A 16,162-nucleotide genomic window follows, 5' to 3' on the forward strand; every position below is an offset into this window, starting at 1 on the left:
TTGGCTATGGAGGAGAATGTTCGGATGACGGACGATACGAGCCCTTGGCTGATCGTGGGGCTGGGCAACCCGGGCCCCGAGTACGCGGCGAACCGCCACAACGTCGGCTTCATGGTGGCCGATCTGCTGGCGGAGCGGATGCGGGCGAAGTTCAAGGCGCACAAGTCGCGGGCCCAGGTGGTCGAGGGCCGGCTGGGCGCGCCGGGGCCGTCGAGTCGCCGGGTGGTCATCGCGAAGCCGATGTCGTTCATGAATCTGTCGGGCGGGCCGACGGCCGCGCTGCGGGACTTCTACAAGGTGCCGGTGGAGCGGATCGTCGCGGTCCACGACGAGCTGGACATCGACTTCGGTCAGCTGCGGCTGAAGCTGGGCGGCGGCGACAACGGCCACAACGGCCTGAAGTCGATCACCAAGGCGATGGGCCCGGACTACTGCCGGGTGCGCTTCGGCATCGGCCGCCCGCCGGGCCGTATGCAGGTGGCGGACTTCGTCCTGAAGGACTTCTCGTCGACGGAGCGCAAGGAATTGGCGTTCGAGGTGGACCGGGCCGCTGACGCGGTCGAGACACTGATTGTGGACGGCCTGGAGCGGGCGCAGGGGACGTACAACTCGTAGCCCCCTTGCTGCGGGCCGGTTCGCCGCCTGCGGCGGAAGCGCCCTGCGGGCGCGTCCTCAAACGCCGGACGGGCTGAATCAGCCCGTCCGGCGTTTGAGGACAGCACGCGAAGCGTGCTTCGGGGTCTGGGGCGGAGCCCCAGTTCGGGAAGGGGCGGGTAGGGGAAAGACCCGGCGTCAGCCGGTGTTACGAAGGCCCGCCGCCACACCGTTGACCGTCAGCAGAAGCGCCCGCGACAGCGTCGGATCCGCCACCTCACCCCGCTCCGCGGCGAGCCGCTGCCGGTGCAGCAGAGTCACCTGCAGATACGAGATCGGATCCAGATACGCGTCCCGGATATGGAACGTCTGCCTCAGCACCGGGCTGGAGTCCAGGAGTTCCCCCTCCCCCGTGATGCGCAGAACCTCCTGCACGGTCAGCTCGTGCTCCGCCTTGATCGTGTCGAAGACGTGCTTCAGCGGTTCCGGGACGAGCGTGTCGACATAGTGCTGTGCGATGCGCAGGTCCGTCTTGGCGAGCGTCATCTCCACGTTGGAGAGGAAGTTCTGGAAGAAGTGCCAGTGCTCGTGCATTTCGTCCAGGACGGTGTCGAGCCCGGCCTCGCGCGCGGCCCTGAGGCCGGAGCCGACGCCGTACCAGCCGGGGACGATCTGGCGGGACTGCGTCCAGCCGAAGACCCACGGGATGGCGCGGAGGCCGTCGAGCCCGGCGCCGGAGTCGGGGCGGCGCGAGGGGCGGGAGCCGAGGTGGAGTTCGGCGAGCTGGTCCACGGGCGTCGACGCGAAGAAGTACGCGGGCAGGTCCGGGTCCTCGACCAGCCGCCGGTAGGCGTCATGGGCCGCGTCGGAGACGGTGTCCATGGCGGCGTCCCAGCGGGCGAGCGCCTCGTCGGACTGGCGCGGCGAGGTGTGCAGCGCGGAGGCCTGGAGCGTGGCCGCGACGGTCAGTTCCAGGTTCTCGCGGGCGAGCGCCGGGATGAGGTACTTGTCGGAGATGACCTCGCCCTGTTCGGTGACCTTGATCTCGCCCTCGAGGGTGCCCCACGGCTGGGCGAGGATCGCGTCGTGGGTGGGGCCGCCGCCGCGGCCGACGGTGCCGCCGCGGCCGTGGAAGAGGCGCAGCCGTACGCCGTAGCGGTGGGCGACGTCGCGGAGGCGGCGCTGGGCGCGGTGGATCTCCCACTGCGAGGTGGTGATGCCGCCGAACTTGGAGGAGTCGGAGTAGCCGAGCATGACCTCCTGGACGTCGCCGCGCAGGGCGACGAGGCGGCGGTAGGAGGGGTCGGCGAGCATCTCGTCGAGGAGCCGGTCGGCTTCCTTGAGCTCGTCGGTGGTCTCCAGGAGGGGGACGATGCCGATCCTGGCCCAGCCGGCGTGCAGGTCGACCAGCCCGGCCTCCCGTGCCAGCACCGCCGCCGCGAAGACGTCGTCGGCGCCCTGGCACATGGAGATGACGTAGGACTCGACGACCTCGGGGCCGAAGCGTTCGAGGGCCTGGCGGACGGTGTGGAAGACGCCGAGGGTCTTCTGTCCGTCGGCGTCCAGGGGGGCCGGCATGGGGGCGAGCGGACGGCGCGAGCGGAGCTCCTTGGCGAGGAGCTTGCGGCGGTAGTCGCGGGGCATGTCGGCGTAGCGCCAGGATTCCTCGCCGAGCCGGTCGAAGAGCTGGCCGAGGGCGTGGTGGTGGGCGTCGGCGTGTTCGCGGACGTCCATGGTGGCCAGGTGGAGGCCGAAGGCCGCGAGGGTGCGCAGGGCGCGCTCCAGGCGGCCGTCGGCGATGAGGCGGCCGCGGTGGGCGCGCAGGGAGTCCTGGATCAGCTGGAGGTCGGCGAGGAGTTCGCCGGTGCCGAGGTAGTCGCGGCCTTCCTGGTGGGGGGTGTCCCGGGCCAGGCGCTCACGGGTGTTGACGAGCTTCTGGCGGACGCAGGTGGCCTTGAGGCGGTAGGGCTCCTCGGCGTTGAGGCGCTTGTAGCGGGGGCTGATCTCCGGGAGGAGTTCGAGGTCACGCTGGAGGGAGGAGAGGAGTTCCTCGGTGGCGCCGCTGTTGCGGATGGAGTTGGAGAGGGCGCTGCGCAGGAGGTCGACCAGTTCGAGGGCGTCGGTGATGCCGTGCTCGTGCTGGAGGATCAGGACGTCCCAGGTGACCTGGGGGGTGACGTTGGGGTTGCCGTCGCGGTCGCCGCCGATCCAGGTGCCGAAGGTGAGGGGGCGGGTGGTGGCGGGGAGGGCGACGCCGACGCGGTCGAGCTCGGCGGCGAGGTCCTCGAGGACGTCCCCGACGGCGCCCGCGTGCAGCTCGTCGAGGTAGTAGATGGCGTTGCGGGCCTCGTCGGTGGGCTCCGGGCGGGCGACGCGGAGCTCGTCGGTCTGCCAGAGCAGGTCGATGTTCTCGGCGAGGCGCAGGTCGGTGCGGCGCTTGTCCCCGGTGGCCGCGGCGGGCGCGTCGAGCAGCTCGGCGACGCGGCGGAGCTTGTTGAGGACGCTGCGGCGGGCGGCTTCGGTGGGGTGGGCGGTGAAGACGGGGCGTACGCCGAGGTTCTCGACGGTCTGCCGGAGGTGGTCGGGGTCGGCGTCCTTGAGCTGGTCCGCGGTGCGGGCGAGTATCGAGCCCTCGGCGTCGCGCTTGGCCTGGAGCTCGCGGCCGCGGTGCACCTGCTCGGTGACGTTGGCGAGGTGGAAGTAGGTGGAGAAGGCGCGGACGAGCTTGGCGGCGGTCTCCAGGTCGGTGTCGCCGAGGAGCCGGGCTGCGGCCTCGCCGTCGGTGCGGGTGAGGGCCCGGACGCGCTCGACGAGGGCGAGGAGCTCTTCGCCCTCCTGGCGGACCAGGGTTTCGCCGAGGAGGTCGCCGAGGCGCCGGATGTCGGCGCGCAGGGCGGCGCTGCGCTGTGCTTCGGCGTCGTTCCGCGGGGTTTCCTCGGCGGCGAGGCTGATGGGGTCGGCACTGCTCACAGGTGCGGCTCCTTGCAGAGTTTCTGGCACGTCTGGAGGGTTCGCGGACCGCGCTGTCCGACGGTCACCAGCATAGGTCGCCGCCCGACGCGCGGTTGTCCACAGCCCTCTTGCTCCGGAGCTTTGCCCTGCCATACTTACGAAGCCGTAGGTTACGGTCCCGTAGCCGTGTCCCGAGCCCCCTGAGGGATCTCATGACTGCAAGCCCCGACGTGATCGAAGAAGCGCCGATGGCCCAGGAAACCCCGCTCCCGTCCGCCACTCTCGGCAGTGACAGCAAGCGCTCGGTGGAGCAGCTCGCGCTGTTGCTGTTCATCGTCGTTCCGTTCATCGCCCTGCTCGCCGCCGTTCCGCTGGCGTGGGGCTGGGGGGTGAGCTGGCTCGATCTCGGGCTGATGGTGGCGATGTACTACATCGGTTGCCACGGCATCACGATCGGTTTCCACCGGCATTTCACTCATGGGGCGTTCAAGGCGAAACGGCCGCTGAAGATCGCGCTGGCGATCATGGGGTCGATGGCGGTGGAGGGGCCACTGGTGCGCTGGGTGGCGGATCACCGCCGGCATCACCGCTTCTCGGACGCGGAGGGGGATCCGCATTCGCCGTGGCGGTTCGGCGAGTCGGTGCCCGCGCTGCTGAAGGGCCTGTGGTGGGCACATATCGGCTGGATGTTCGACGAGGAGCAGACGTCGCAGGAGAAGTACGCACCGGATCTGATCAAGGATCCGGCGATCCGGCGGGTGTCGCGGCAGTTCGTGCTGTGGACGGCGGTGTCGCTGCTGCTGCCGCCGCTGGTCGGCGGATTGGTGACGTGGTCATGGCAGGGCGCTCTGACGGCGTTCTTCTGGGGTTCACTGGTGCGGGTGGCGCTGTTGCACCACGTGACATGGTCGATCAACTCGATCTGCCACGCGGTGGGCAAGCGCCCGTTCAAGTCGCGGGACCGGTCGGGCAACGTGTGGTGGCTGGCGGTGCTGTCCTGCGGCGAGTCCTGGCACAACCTGCACCACGCCGACCCGACCTCGGCCCGCCACGGTGTGCTGAAGGGGCAGCTGGACTCGAGCGCCCGGATCATCCGCTGGTTCGAGAAGGCCGGCTGGGCGTACGACGTGCGCTGGCCGGATGCGGACCGCATCGACTCCCGACGGAAGGAAACTGCCGTTCACGCGGCATGATTGACAGCGTGGCGATCGACAGCAATTCCACCAGTGACAAGAACCGGGCCTCTGCTTCGGGGACCCGTCGCACCCGCCGGGTGCGGATGACCGGCGCGGAGCGCCGTGAGCAGCTGCTGGACATCGGTCGCACGCTCTTCGCCGAGCGGGGGTTCGAGGGCACCTCGGTGGAGGAGATCGCGGCGAAGGCCGGGGTCTCCAAGCCGGTGGTCTACGAGCACTTCGGCGGCAAGGAGGGGCTGTACGCGGTGGTGGTCGACCGCGAGATGCGGCAGCTGCTCGACATGGTGACGGGCGCGCTGACGGCCGGGCACCCCCGGGAGCTGCTGGAGCAGGCGGCCTTCGCCCTGCTGGACTACATCGAGACGTATACGGACGGCTTCCGCATCCTGGTCCGCGACTCGCCCGTCGCGCAGTCCACGGGCACCTTCGCCTCGCTGATCAGCGACATCGCCACCCAGGTCGAGGACATCCTGGGCCTGGAGTTCAAGGCGCGCGGCTTCGACCCGAAGCTGGCCCCGCTGTACGCCCAGGCGCTGGTGGGCATGGTCGCCCTGACGGGCCAGTGGTGGCTGGACGTGCGCAAGCCGAAGAAGGCGGAGGTGGCGGCGCACCTGGTGAACCTGGCGTGGCACGGCCTGGACGGCCTGGAGCCCAAGCCGCGCCTGGTGGGCCACCGCCGGGCCTAGCCCGCGCCCCGGGGGCGCCGGGGAAAGATCAATCGCGGCGCGCCACCGCGAAGACGCGGCGGAACGGGAAGACCGTGCCCCCCGGCCCCGCCGGATACGCCTCGCGCAGCAGCGCCCCGTACGACGTGAGGAATTCCTCCGTCGCGGACGCGTCGTCCGCGAGCGCCGCCAGGACCGGCCGCAGTGCCGTGCCCTTCGTCCAGTCGAGGACGGGGTCCGTGCCGCTCAGCAGCTGCATGTATGCCGTCTCCCACACGTCCGCCGTGAGCCCCAGGCCCGCGAGCCTCTCCAGGTAGCCCGCGGGTTCGAGGATGTGGCCGGCCCGGTGGAGGCCCGCGAGGCGGTCGCGCCAGCGGGGGCTCTCGCAGAGCTCGTGGAGCAGTACGTGGCTGGGTGCGGTGAAGTTGCCGGGGACCGTGAAGGCGAAGGTGCCGCCGGGTGCGAGGGCGGCGGTCCAGGACGGGAAGAGGTCGGCGTGCCCCGGGACCCACTGGAACGTGGCGCTGGAGACGATCAGGTCGTACGTCTCCTCGGGCACCCATCCGGCGAGGTCCGTGCGGGCGAAGTCGAGCCGGCCGCCACCGGCGGTGGGACCGGCGTGGGCCGCGGCCTCGGCGAGCATCTCGGCGGAGCTGTCGAGGCCGGTGATGTGGGCGTCGGGCCAGCGCTCGGCGAGGAGGGCGGTGACGTTGCCGGGTCCGCAGCCGAGGTCGACGATGCGGGCGGGGCCGCGGGGCGGCTCGGGTACGCGGGCGAGGAGGTCGTGGAAGGGGCGGGTGCGGTGGCCGGAGTGGCGGAGGTACTGCCGCGGGTCCCAGCCGGTCGCCGTGGGTGCGCTGTGCATCGGTGGAGCCTCCTTGGGGGACGGCGGGGCGCGCGGGCCGGGTCGGGGGGCGCCCGACGGCCGGCGCTTACAGGATCCGCGCGCCTGTACACCCAGCATCCACCCCAAGTATCTTGACGTCAAGAGACTTCATGTCGACAGACCAACTACACTGATCGCCATGGAGGACGAGGTCGATCGACTTGTGTCAGCGTGGCGCCGCGAGCGCCCGGACCTCGACGTGGAACCGCTCGAGGTGCTCAGCCGCGTCAGCAGGCTCGCCCGCCACCTCGACCGGGCCCGGCGGCTGGCCTTCGCCGAGCACCGGCTGGAGCCGTGGGAGTTCGACGTGCTGACCTCCCTGCGCCGCGCGGGCGCCCCCTATCAGCTCTCCCCCGGCCAGTTGCTCACCCAGACGCTGGTCACCTCCGGCACCATGACCAACCGCATCGACCGGCTCGCCAAGCGCGGCCTCGTCGAGCGGCTGCCCGACCCCAGCGACCGCCGGGGCGTGCTGGTGCGGCTCACCGCCGAGGGGCGCGACCGCGCGGACGAGGCGCTCGCCGGGCTGCTCGCCCAGGAGCGCGCCATCCTCGCCCGCCTGTCGGGCGGGCAGCGCAGCGAACTGGCCGATCTGCTACGTCAGTTGACTGCCCCGTTCGACAATGTGCCCGGCTAGGTCGACCGGCCCCACCCCGGCCCGGCGGGCCAGCGCGACCGCGGCGAGCGTGGAGTGCACGCCCAGCTTCCCCAGCACGTTCTGCATGTGTGTGCGCACCGTGTGCGGGGAGAGGTAGAGGCGCTCGGCGACGGCCTTGCGGCCGAGCCCGGCGACCATGCAGCGCAGCACCTCGCGCTCGCGCGGGGTCAGCGACTCCACGAGCCGCTCGCTCTCGGTGCGGTGCTTGCGCGCGGCCGTGAGCTCCCGCAGCACCCCGGTCAGCAGGGCCGGCGGGAGATGCGTCTCGTCCCTCAGCACGCCCCTGATGACGGCCAGCAGCCGGGACAGCGAGCAGTCCTTGGCCACCCAGCCGCTGGCGCCCGCCTGGAGCGCCGCGGCGGCCCGTCTGGGGTCGTCGCGCTCGGCGAGCACCACCGTCCGCACGGCGGGCTGGCCGGTGCGGACGCCCGCCACCAGGGAGATACCGTCGACGACGCCCTCGGCGTGCCCGCCGTCGTGGACGGGCACGCGCTGCCCCGGCACGCCGTCCGCGGCCACCGTGCCCAGATCGGCGTCGACCAGGAGCACGTCGAAGCGGCGCCCTTCGCCCGCCGCGCGCTCCAGGGCGCGCAGCGCCGCCGGACCACTGCCGGCCGCCGAGACGTCCACATCCTGCTCGGCCGCGAGGGCAGCGGCGAGCGACTCGGCGAAGATGCGGTGGTCGTCGACCACCAGAACCCGAATTCGTGCCACAGCCACCCCCATATTCCGGAAGGCGGGCAGTGCGGGTACGGCGCCCGGTGCCGGGGTCGCCACGCGCGCACGGCCGCCGCCGTGCCATGACAACTACCCCGCCCCCGGGCGTCGTACCTGACTGTCTCGCCCCCTGATCAGCGTCGGCCCCCACCGGCGCTGTGCATCAGCGTACGGCGGGGGTCCGGCGACGGGAGCCGATTGGCAAAACTGCCTGACCCGCGTGTTTATGGTGAGCTTTCTGTTCAGTATTGGGGCAGTGAACGACACGGAACGACTCGATGTTGTCCATGTCCCCGCCGGTTTTCAGCTCCGGCCTACGCCTCACGGCGCGCGCCCGGACCCGCGACCACCGGAAACACCCGCGGCCGCGCGAACCCGGCCGCCGCGAAGGCATCCGCGACGGCCCGCTCCACGGCCGCCGCCCGCTCCGACTCCACCAGCGCCACCACCGATCCCCCGAACCCCGCCCCGGTCATCCGCGCCCCCAGCGCCCCCGAGGAATTCGCAACCGCGACCGCCAGGTCCAGCTCCGGGCACGAGACCCGGAAGTCGTCGCGGAGCGAGGCGTGCCCGGCCGTGAGGAGCGGTCCGACGGCCCGGACGTCGCCCGCGTCGAGGTGCGCGACGACCCGGCGGACGCGCTCGTTCTCGGTGACGACATGGCGCACCAGGGCCCGCGCGTCCGCGTCCGGCAACCGGTCGAGGGCGTCCCCCAGCCGGTCGTGGGGCACGTCGCGCAGCGCGCGTACGCCCAGCGCGCGTGCCCCCGCCTCGCAACCGGCGCGCCGCTTCGCGTACGCGCCGTCGGCCAGCGCGTGCTTCACGCGGGTGTCGACGACCAGCAGCCGCAGCCCCGCGCCCGCCAGGTCCAGTGGTACGTGCCGCCGCGCGAGGTCGCGGGTGTCCAGGAACAGGGCGTGTCCGGTGACGCAGCAGGCTGAGGCGGTCTGGTCCATGATCCCGCAGGGGACGCCCACGAAGTCGTTCTCCGCCCGCCGGCAGATCCTGGCGATCTCCTGCCGGGACAGCGCGAGGCCGGCCGCTTCGGTGAGGGCGAGCGCGACGGCGCACTCCAGGGCTGCCGAGGAGGACAGCCCGGCGCCCTGTGGCACCTCGCCGTCGATGCGGAGGTCGGCGCCGCCGAGGTCGTGGCCCGCCTCGCGCAGGGCCCACAGCACGCCGGCGGGGTAGGCGGCCCAGCCCTCGGTGTGTCCCGGTCGCAGGTCGGCGCCGGAGAGTTCCAGCCATCCGGTGCGAGCGTCGTCGCCCCGGTGCAGGCGCAGCAGGCCGTCGTCGCGGGGCGCGGCCGCGGCCCGTACGGCGTGCGGGAGGGCGAACGGGAGCACGAACCCCTCGTTGACGTCGGTGTATTCACCGATGAGGTTGACCCGGCCGGGGGCCGCCCAGACCCCGGCGGGCGGGTGTCCGAAGGCCCGCCGGAAGGCGTCGGCCGAGGCGTCGGCGCTCACTCGGCAGCGGCCCGGCGGGCGAACTCCCAGGCGTCCGCGATGATTTCGGACAGTTCGGTGCGGCGGGGCCGCCAGCCGAGGGTCTCGGCGGCCCGCGCGGCGGAGGCGACGAGGACGGCGGGGTCGCCGGGGCGGCGCGGGGCGGCGGTCTGCGGGACGGGGTGGCCGGTGACCTTGCGGGCGGTCTCGATGACCTCGTGGACGGAGAAGCCGCTGCCGTTGCCGAGGTTGCAGATCAGGTGCTCGCCGTCGCGGGCCGCGGACAGGGCGAGGAGGTGGGCCTCGGCGAGGTCGGCGACGTGGATGTAGTCGCGGACGCAGGTGCCGTCGGGGGTGGGGTAGTCGTCGCCGTACACGGCGACGGACTCGCGCTCGCCCAGCGCGACCTGGAGGACGATCGGGACGAGGTGGGTCTCGGGCGCGTGCCGCTCGCCGTGGTGCCCGTAGGCGCCGGCGACGTTGAAGTAGCGCAGGGAGACCGCCGCGAGGCCGTGGGCGGCGCACTCGCCGCCGATCATGTGGTCGACGGCGAGCTTGGTGGCACCGTAGGGATTGGTGGGGCCGGTGGGGGCGTCCTCGGTGATCGGGACGGTGGCGGGCTCGCCGTAGGTCGCGGCGGTGGAGGAGAAGACGAGGGTGCGGACGTCCGCGTCGCGCATGGCGGCGAGGAGGTCGGCGGTGCCGGCGACGTTGTTGCGCCAGTACGGCTCGGGGTCGGCGACGGACTGGCCGACCTGGGAGTGGGCGGCGAAGTGCAGCACCGCCTCGTAGGAGCTGTCCAGCCAATTCCCGGCGTCCTGCACACGGCCCTCGATGAAGCGGGCGCCTTCGGGGACGCTCGCGCGGTGCCCGGTGGAGAGGTCGTCGAGGACGGTCACGGTGTGCCCGGCGGCCAGCAGGTGCGCGGTGACCACGCTCCCGATGTATCCGGCACCGCCTGTGACCAGGTATGTGCTCATGTGCTCGCTACCTCTCGCAGTCGCTCGGCCGCGGCCTCGGGCGGCACGTCGTTGATGAACACACTCATGCCGGATTCGGAACCGGCGAGGAACTTCAGCTTGCCGGGAGCCCGGCGGACGGTGAAAAGCTCTAGGTGAAGGGCGAATTCACTCCTGTGGGGGTGGTGGAACGGCGCCTGGTGCCAGGCGGAGACGTACGGCGTGGGCTCCGGCAGGTCGAAGATCCGGTCGAAGCGCCGCAAGAGTTCCAGGTAGACCTGTGGGAACTCTGTGCGGGCGGCGTCGTCCAGCGCGGGCAGGTCGGGGACCCGGCGCCGGGGGTACAGGTGGACCTCGTACGGCCAGTGCGCGGCGTACGGCACGAAGGCCGTCCAGTGGCCGGTGTCGAGGACGACGCGGCGGCCGTCGGCGCGCTCGGCGGCCACGGTGGCGTCGAAGAGGTTCTGCCCGCCGGTGCGCCGGTGGTGCCCGGCCGCGGAGGCGAGCATGCGCTCGGTGCGCGGGGTGGTGAACGGATAGGCGTAGATCTGGCCGTGCGGGTGGCCGAGGGTGACGCCGATCTCGGAGCCGCGGTTCTCGAAGCAGAAGACCTGGGCGGCAGTGGGGAGTTCGGCCAGGTCGGCGGTGCGGTCGGTCCAGGCGGTGAGGACGAGCGCGGCGCGTTCCTCGTCGAGGTCGGCGAAGGAGGCGTGGTGGTCGGGGGTGAAGCAGACGACCTCGCAGCGGCCGGAATCCCCGGCGAGGGAGGGGAAGCGGTTCTCGAACACGGCCACGTCGTAGTCGGGTTCGGGGATCTCGGTGGACCGGCCCTCGCGCGAGGGGCACAGCGGGCAGTCGTCGGGCGGCGGGTGGTGGGTCCGCCCCTGGCGGTGGGAGGCGATGACCACGCTGTCGCCGAGGAGGGGGTCCCGGCGGACCTCGGAGGTGGTGGCGACGGGGGCGGGGCGCCGGAGGTCGGGGGCGTCGCGCACGGTGTCGTCGCGGAGGTCGTAGTAGAAGAGCTCGCGCCCGTCCGCGAGCCGGGTGGCCGTCCGCTTCATCCGGAACCTCTCTCACCGAACAGTCCGAACACCTTTACCAGACACCTTCACACACAACTCAACACAAGGAAGCATGACCCAACAACGCCGTCAACAGCGAGCGATGAGGTGGACCCATGCGCGAACTGGCCGAAGGGCTGCGCCTTCCCGTCAACGGGCTCGACTACACGATCCTCGTCCTGTACTTCGCCGTGGTCCTGGGCATCGGGCTCGCGGCCCGCCGCTCGGTCCGCACCAGCCTGGACTTCTTCCTCTCGGGCCGTTCGCTGCCCGCCTGGGTGACCGGCCTCGCCTTCGTCGCCGCCAACCTCGGCGCCACCGAGATCCTGGGCATGGCCGCCAACGGGGCACAGTACGGGGCCTACACGGTCCACTGGTACTGGATCGGCGCGATACCGGCCATGGTCTTCCTGGGTCTGGTGATGATGCCGTTCTATTACGGCTCGAAGGTGCGCTCCGTACCGGAGTTCCTGCTGCACCGCTTCGGGCCGTCCTCGCACCTGCTGTCGTCCGTCATCTTCGCGGTGTCGTCCGTGCTGATCGCGGGGGTCAACCTCTACGCGCTGGCGCTGGTGCTCCAGGCGCTGCTGGGGTGGCCGCAGTGGGTGGCGATCGTGGTGGCGGGCCTCTTCGTCCTCGCGTACATCACCCTCGGCGGGCTCTCCTCGGCGATCTACAACGAGGTGCTGCAGTTCTTCGTCATCCTCGCCGCGCTGATACCCCTGACGGTCGTCGGCCTCCAACGGGTCGGCGGCTGGCACGGGTTGTCGCACACCCTCTCGGACAGCCACGGCGACGACTTCCTGAGCGCCTGGGGCGGCACGGGCATCGGCCACGCCAATCCGCTGGGCGCCAACTGGCTGACCATCGTCCTGGGGCTGGGCTTCGTCCTCAGCTTCGGCTACTGGACCACCAACTTCGCCGAGGTGCAGCGCGCGCTGTCCGCGAAGGACCTCGGCGCCGCCCGGCGCACCCCGCTCATCGCCGCGTTCCCCAAGCTCCTCATCCCGCTGGCCGTGGTGCTGCCGGGCCTGATCGCGGTCGCCATGGAACCGGCGCTGGGCCGGGCGGGCAGCGGCCTGAGCTACAACGACGCGATCCCGGTGCTGATGCGCGACCTGCTGCCGAACGGCGTGCTGGGGCTCGCGGTCACCGGGCTGCTCGCCGCCTTCATGGCGGGCATGGCGGCCAACGTCTCGTCCTTCAACACCGTCTTCACCAACGACATCTGGGCCGCCTACGTGCGCAAGGACCGGCCCGACGCGCACTATCTGGCGACGGGGCGGTGGATCACGGCGATCGGGGTGCTGGCCGGCATGGGGACGGCGTTCATCGCCTCGTCGTTCGGCAACATCATGAACTACCTCCAGACGCTGTTCTCGTTCTTCAACGTGCCGCTGTTCTGCGTCTTCATCATCGGCATGTTCTGGAAGCGGGCCACGGCCGCGGCGGGCTTCTGGGGGCTGCTGTCCGGCACGGTCGCGGCGATGGTCAACTACTTCTGGCTGTACAAGCAGGGAGTTGTCGCGATCCCGTCCGACCAGGGCGCCAACTTCGTCTCCGCGATCGTCGCGTTCGCGGCCGGCGCGGTGGTGACGGTCGCCGTCTCGTACGCCACGGCGCCCAAGCCCGCCGCCTCGCTGGCGGGGCTGGTCCACGGCACGGCCGCGCCCGGCGCCGCGGAGCCGCCCGCCGAGGGCGACGACGCGTGGTACCGCAGGCCCGCGCTGCTCGGCTGGGGCGCGGTCGTCCTCGCCGCCGTCTGCTACGTCCCGTTCTCCTTCTGATTTCCGGGGAGTTGTCATGAAAGCGAAGCACCGGCTGTTCGACCTGCGGCTGATCATCGGCGCGCTGTTCGCGGTGTACGGCGTCATCGTCACCGGCGCCGGGATCGCCGCCTCGGACGCGGATCTGGAGAAGGCCCAGGGCATCAACATCAACCTCTGGACGGGCCTGGGCATGCTCGCGCTCGGGGCCTTCTTCCTGCTGTGGTTCAGGCTCCGCCCTGCGGCCCCGCCGGAGGCCGGGGAGCGATGACGCGGGCCGCGGCGGCAGTGGCCGCGGCCGTGGCGCCCGCGGCGCGGTCGAGCAGCCCCGTACGGGCCGCGAGGGCCGCCGCCTCCAGCCGGGAGCCCACGCCCAGCTTCATCAGGACGCGCTGCACATGTGTGCGCGCGGTGCTGGGAGCTATTCCCATGCCCGCCGCGATCAGCCGGGTGTCCTCGCCCTCGGCGACCCGCACGAGCACCTCGACCTCGCGCGGGGTGAGCAGTTGGAGCAGCCGGGCGCCCTCGTCGTCGGGCTGCGCCGCGGGGTTGAGGAGCTCGGCGAAGGCGCCCTGGAGCAGCTGCGGGTCCACCGCGGCCTCTCCGGCACGGGCCTTCATCATGGCCCGCTCGACGCCCTCGATGCGTTCGTTGTGCCGCACATAGCCCGAGGCGCCCGCGGCGAAGGCCGCGGCGATGCCGAGCGGGCTCGGCACGGGGCCGAGCACCACGACGGCCACCTGCGGGCGCTCGCGCTTGATCCGGACGACCGGGTCGAAGGCCCCCGGCTCGGCGGGGGTGGCGGTGCCCAGCAGGCACACCTCGGGGGCGCGGCTGACCACCAGGTCGGCCGCGCCCGCGCTCGGCGCCGCGGCGGCCAGCACCCGGTGCCCGCGCAGCTTCAGGGCCGAGGCGAGCGCCTCGGCCAGCAGTCGGTGGTCGTCGACCACCATGAGCCGCACGCCCATGCGCTTGCCCCCTGTCGCCCGCGTACGTCTCTCGTCGGCCCTCTTGTTCCCCGGAAGCTACACGCTTGTTCGACGTTCCGCGCCCCTTACCGGTGAGAAGTCCCCCGGAATGCCGAAATCCCTGCCAATCACGTGTACTTCGAGACTGAAACGGATCGTTCAGGCACGGAGGCGTGACGGGCAGGGATACGACTTTCGGCGTGCTTCATCGTGCGTCAACCGATCGGAAACGACTACGGCGTCAACACGACGACAGCGGGTCGGCCGCGTGGGTGCCGGTACCGGCGTCAACTTCCGGTACCGGCCGTTCCGCACGGTGGGGTCAGTTCCCGCCGAAGACCGCCAGCAGGTTCTCCCGGTCCAGGCCGAGCGACCGCTTGTGGACGTACTCCGAGCCGAGGAAGAGCCGGCCCTGCGCCCACAGTCCCTCCTTGAACTGCGGCGAGAGGTCCTGCTCCAACTTGGCCGAGTCGTCGGCGTTCTTCAGCAGCACATCGGCCTTGTACGTCTTCGGGTCGATGCGCAGCACCTGCCCGCCGCCCTTGTACGTCGCGTTCTGGTAGCCGATCGCGAAGCCGTCCTTGTCGGTGCCCAGCGGGGTCAGCTGGGCGCCGGGCACGCCCTCGGTCTTGCCCTTGGTCTGGCCGTTGGCCAGGTCGAAGGCGACGATCTCGTTGACCTGGCCGGGCTGGTCGGAGTCGCCGGAGGAGTGCTGCTTGGTCGGCAGGTAGAGCGAGTCCTTGGTGATGGAGATCTTGGTGCAGCCCTCGACCTCGGTGGACGGGCACTTGGGCTCGTAGGTGCCGTTGCCCGTGGAGATCTTGGACTTCAGCCTGCCTTCCTTGGCGCTGTCGTCGATCACCATGAAGTCCGAGGCGCCGTTGCCGGTGGAGTCGCCCGCGGAGACGGCCACGACCAGCGGGTCGGTGGACGCGATGTGCGGGTAGTTGAGGCCGGACGGCATCTTGTACTCGGACTTGACCGCACCCGACTTGGGGTCGAGGGTCTGGATGCTGATCTGCGGCCGCTGGTAGTCGCCGCAGCGGCGCACGGCGACGAGCTTGCCGCCACCGCCGTAACCGGCGTCCTTGCAGTCGTCGCCGTCGGCCTTGGGCTTCCACAGCTCCTTGCCGTCGTCCAGCGACCAGGCGGCGCCGCCACCGATGCCGCCCGCGGCCACGGTGCCGCCGCCGATGGTGACCTCGCTGAAGGTGAGGTCCTTGTCACCGGTCTTGGCGGACTTCTGCCAGAGCTTGGTGCCCTTGTTCAGGTCGAGGGCGACGACCTGGGTGCAGGGGCCGCCGTACGGCTTGTCGTCGGTCTGCTTGCCATCGCTGACCAGGATGACGGCCTTGCCGTCGGCCGTCGCCTGCGGGTTGGCCCAGCAGATCGCCCCGTCGACCGGGATCTCCCACTTCTTGCCGCCGGACAGGCCGTAGCCGGTGACCTTGTAGACGTCCGCCTTGGCGACGACCTGGTCGGTGGCCCACAGGCCCTTGGCGCTGACCATGTCCTTGACGTCCTGCGAGGGCACGCTGAACAGCAGTTTGCCGTCGACGGCCTTGGGCTTGGGACCGCTGTCGCCGCCACCGCCCTTGCCGCCGCCCTGGGTGCTGTTGCCGTCCTTGCTCGCCGTGTCGTCCTTGCCGCCGCCCGAGGTGGCGTACCAGATGCCACCGCCGACGACGAGCGCCAGCGCGACGGCCGCGGACACGATGACCACCATGCGCTGCTTGCCACGGCCGTTGCCGCCACCGGGGCCGGCGGGGCTGGGCGGACCGGGCGGGTACGCGCCGAACTGGGGCGGCTGGGGGGCACCGAAGCCTTGGCCGGGCGCGCCGAATCCCTGACCGGGCTGGCCGGGCTGGCCGGGGTAGCCGTAGCCGCCCGGCGGCGGGCCCTGGGGTGCGCCCTGCGGGGCGCCCGGCGGGGGCGGCGGGGTCGCCGGTGCCCCGGGCGGGGGCGGCGTCGAGGGCTTCTGGAAGCCTGGCGGCGGGGGCGGTGTCTGCGGCGCCTGCGGGTAGCCGTACCCCGGCGGCGGGCCCTGCGGCGGCTGCTGGGGCGGGTAGCCGTACGAGGGGTTCGGCGCTCCGAAGCCTCCGCCCGGCTGCGCCGGGGGAACCCCTGGCGGCTGGTTGGGCGGCTGGGGCGGCTGTGACATCAGCTTTCCTCTTTACGCGGGTGCGGCGTCCGGCCGGTCTCCCCCGCGCTCCCGGTGGCCGAAAATGACCGAAAATCCACCGGGAAGGAGCGAATCGGACGCGCATCCCGCCAGTCGGGCGGCAGGCGAGC

Annotated in this window: 14 protein-coding genes; 6 read left to right on the plus strand and 8 right to left on the minus strand. The window is 71.8% G+C overall.

Features of this window, described 5'->3' with window-relative positions; translation table 11 throughout:
* Positions 1–24 precede the first annotated feature (24 nt).
* Positions 25–615, plus strand: coding sequence for an aminoacyl-tRNA hydrolase (gene pth, locus DXZ73_RS19045; RefSeq protein ID WP_116212183.1), 591 nt, complete (start codon positions 25–27; stop codon positions 613–615).
* Between the two features lie 177 nt (positions 616–792).
* Here pth and ppc read toward each other — a convergent pair whose 3' ends face one another.
* On the minus strand, positions 793–3,546 hold the full coding sequence (gene ppc, locus DXZ73_RS19050) for a phosphoenolpyruvate carboxylase (RefSeq protein WP_240351755.1): 2,754 nt from the start codon (positions 3,544–3,546) through the stop codon (positions 793–795).
* A gap of 212 nt (positions 3,547–3,758) precedes the next feature.
* Between ppc and DXZ73_RS19055 the strand changes: the two genes are divergently transcribed.
* Both DXZ73_RS19055 and DXZ73_RS19060 read left to right on the plus strand, forming a co-directional pair.
* Positions 3,759–4,739 (plus strand): acyl-CoA desaturase, encoded by a 981-nt coding sequence (locus DXZ73_RS19055; protein WP_205519184.1) that lies wholly within the window; start codon positions 3,759–3,761, stop codon positions 4,737–4,739.
* Positions 4,736–5,428 (plus strand): TetR/AcrR family transcriptional regulator, encoded by a 693-nt coding sequence (locus tag DXZ73_RS19060; RefSeq protein WP_162890253.1) that lies wholly within the window; start codon positions 4,736–4,738, stop codon positions 5,426–5,428. The genes DXZ73_RS19055 and DXZ73_RS19060 overlap by 4 nt, the downstream gene beginning before the upstream one ends.
* A 28-nt stretch (positions 5,429–5,456) precedes the next feature.
* Here the strand turns inward: DXZ73_RS19060 and DXZ73_RS19065 are convergent, their stop codons facing one another.
* On the minus strand, positions 5,457–6,272 hold the full coding sequence (locus DXZ73_RS19065; protein WP_116212185.1) for a trans-aconitate 2-methyltransferase: 816 nt from the start codon (positions 6,270–6,272) through the stop codon (positions 5,457–5,459).
* A 160-nt stretch (positions 6,273–6,432) separates the two neighbouring features.
* Here DXZ73_RS19065 and DXZ73_RS19070 point away from each other — a divergent pair, with 160 nt between their 5' ends.
* Positions 6,433–6,930, plus strand: coding sequence for a MarR family winged helix-turn-helix transcriptional regulator (locus DXZ73_RS19070; protein WP_116212186.1), 498 nt, complete (start codon positions 6,433–6,435; stop codon positions 6,928–6,930).
* Here DXZ73_RS19070 and DXZ73_RS19075 read toward each other — a convergent pair.
* The 4 genes from DXZ73_RS19075 to galT all read right to left on the minus strand — a co-directional run bounded on the left by DXZ73_RS19075 (position 6,889) and on the right by galT (position 11,136).
* On the minus strand, positions 6,889–7,665 hold the full coding sequence (locus DXZ73_RS19075) for a response regulator transcription factor (protein WP_116212187.1): 777 nt from the start codon (positions 7,663–7,665) through the stop codon (positions 6,889–6,891). The two genes, DXZ73_RS19070 and DXZ73_RS19075, sit on opposite strands and share 42 nt — an antisense overlap.
* Before the next feature lie 317 nt (positions 7,666–7,982).
* Positions 7,983–9,137: a galactokinase gene (gene galK, locus DXZ73_RS19080; RefSeq protein WP_116212188.1), complete on the minus strand. Its 1,155-nt coding sequence runs from the start codon at positions 9,135–9,137 to the stop codon at positions 7,983–7,985.
* Complete coding sequence (gene galE / locus DXZ73_RS19085) at positions 9,134–10,096, minus strand: UDP-glucose 4-epimerase GalE (protein WP_116212189.1); 963 nt, start codon at positions 10,094–10,096, stop codon at positions 9,134–9,136. Before galE ends, galK begins: the two co-directional genes overlap by 4 nt.
* Complete coding sequence (gene galT, locus DXZ73_RS19090; RefSeq protein WP_116212190.1) at positions 10,093–11,136, minus strand: galactose-1-phosphate uridylyltransferase; 1,044 nt, start codon at positions 11,134–11,136, stop codon at positions 10,093–10,095. Before galT ends, galE begins: the two co-directional genes overlap by 4 nt.
* Positions 11,137–11,252: 116 nt before the next feature.
* On the opposite strand from galT, the gene DXZ73_RS19095 reads away from it, so the two are divergent.
* Positions 11,253–12,923, plus strand: coding sequence for a sodium:solute symporter family protein (locus DXZ73_RS19095; protein ID WP_116212191.1), 1,671 nt, complete (start codon positions 11,253–11,255; stop codon positions 12,921–12,923).
* Positions 12,924–12,939: 16 nt separating this feature from the next.
* Positions 12,940–13,173, plus strand: coding sequence for a hypothetical protein (locus DXZ73_RS19100; RefSeq protein WP_116212192.1), 234 nt, complete (start codon positions 12,940–12,942; stop codon positions 13,171–13,173).
* Here DXZ73_RS19100 and DXZ73_RS19105 read toward each other — a convergent pair.
* Together DXZ73_RS19105 and DXZ73_RS19110 are read right to left on the minus strand one after the other, a co-directional pair.
* Positions 13,130–13,870, minus strand: coding sequence for a response regulator transcription factor (locus DXZ73_RS19105; RefSeq protein WP_116212193.1), 741 nt, complete (start codon positions 13,868–13,870; stop codon positions 13,130–13,132). The two genes, DXZ73_RS19100 and DXZ73_RS19105, sit on opposite strands and share 44 nt — an antisense overlap.
* Before the next feature lie 322 nt (positions 13,871–14,192).
* On the minus strand, positions 14,193–16,031 hold the full coding sequence (locus tag DXZ73_RS19110) for a PQQ-binding-like beta-propeller repeat protein (protein WP_116212194.1): 1,839 nt from the start codon (positions 16,029–16,031) through the stop codon (positions 14,193–14,195).
* Between the last annotated feature and the right edge of the window lie 131 nt (positions 16,032–16,162).

The organism is Streptoverticillium olivoreticuli subsp. olivoreticuli, from assembly GCF_003391135.1.
In the GTDB taxonomy this organism is placed as follows: domain Bacteria; phylum Actinomycetota; class Actinomycetes; order Streptomycetales; family Streptomycetaceae; genus Streptomyces; species Streptomyces blastmyceticus.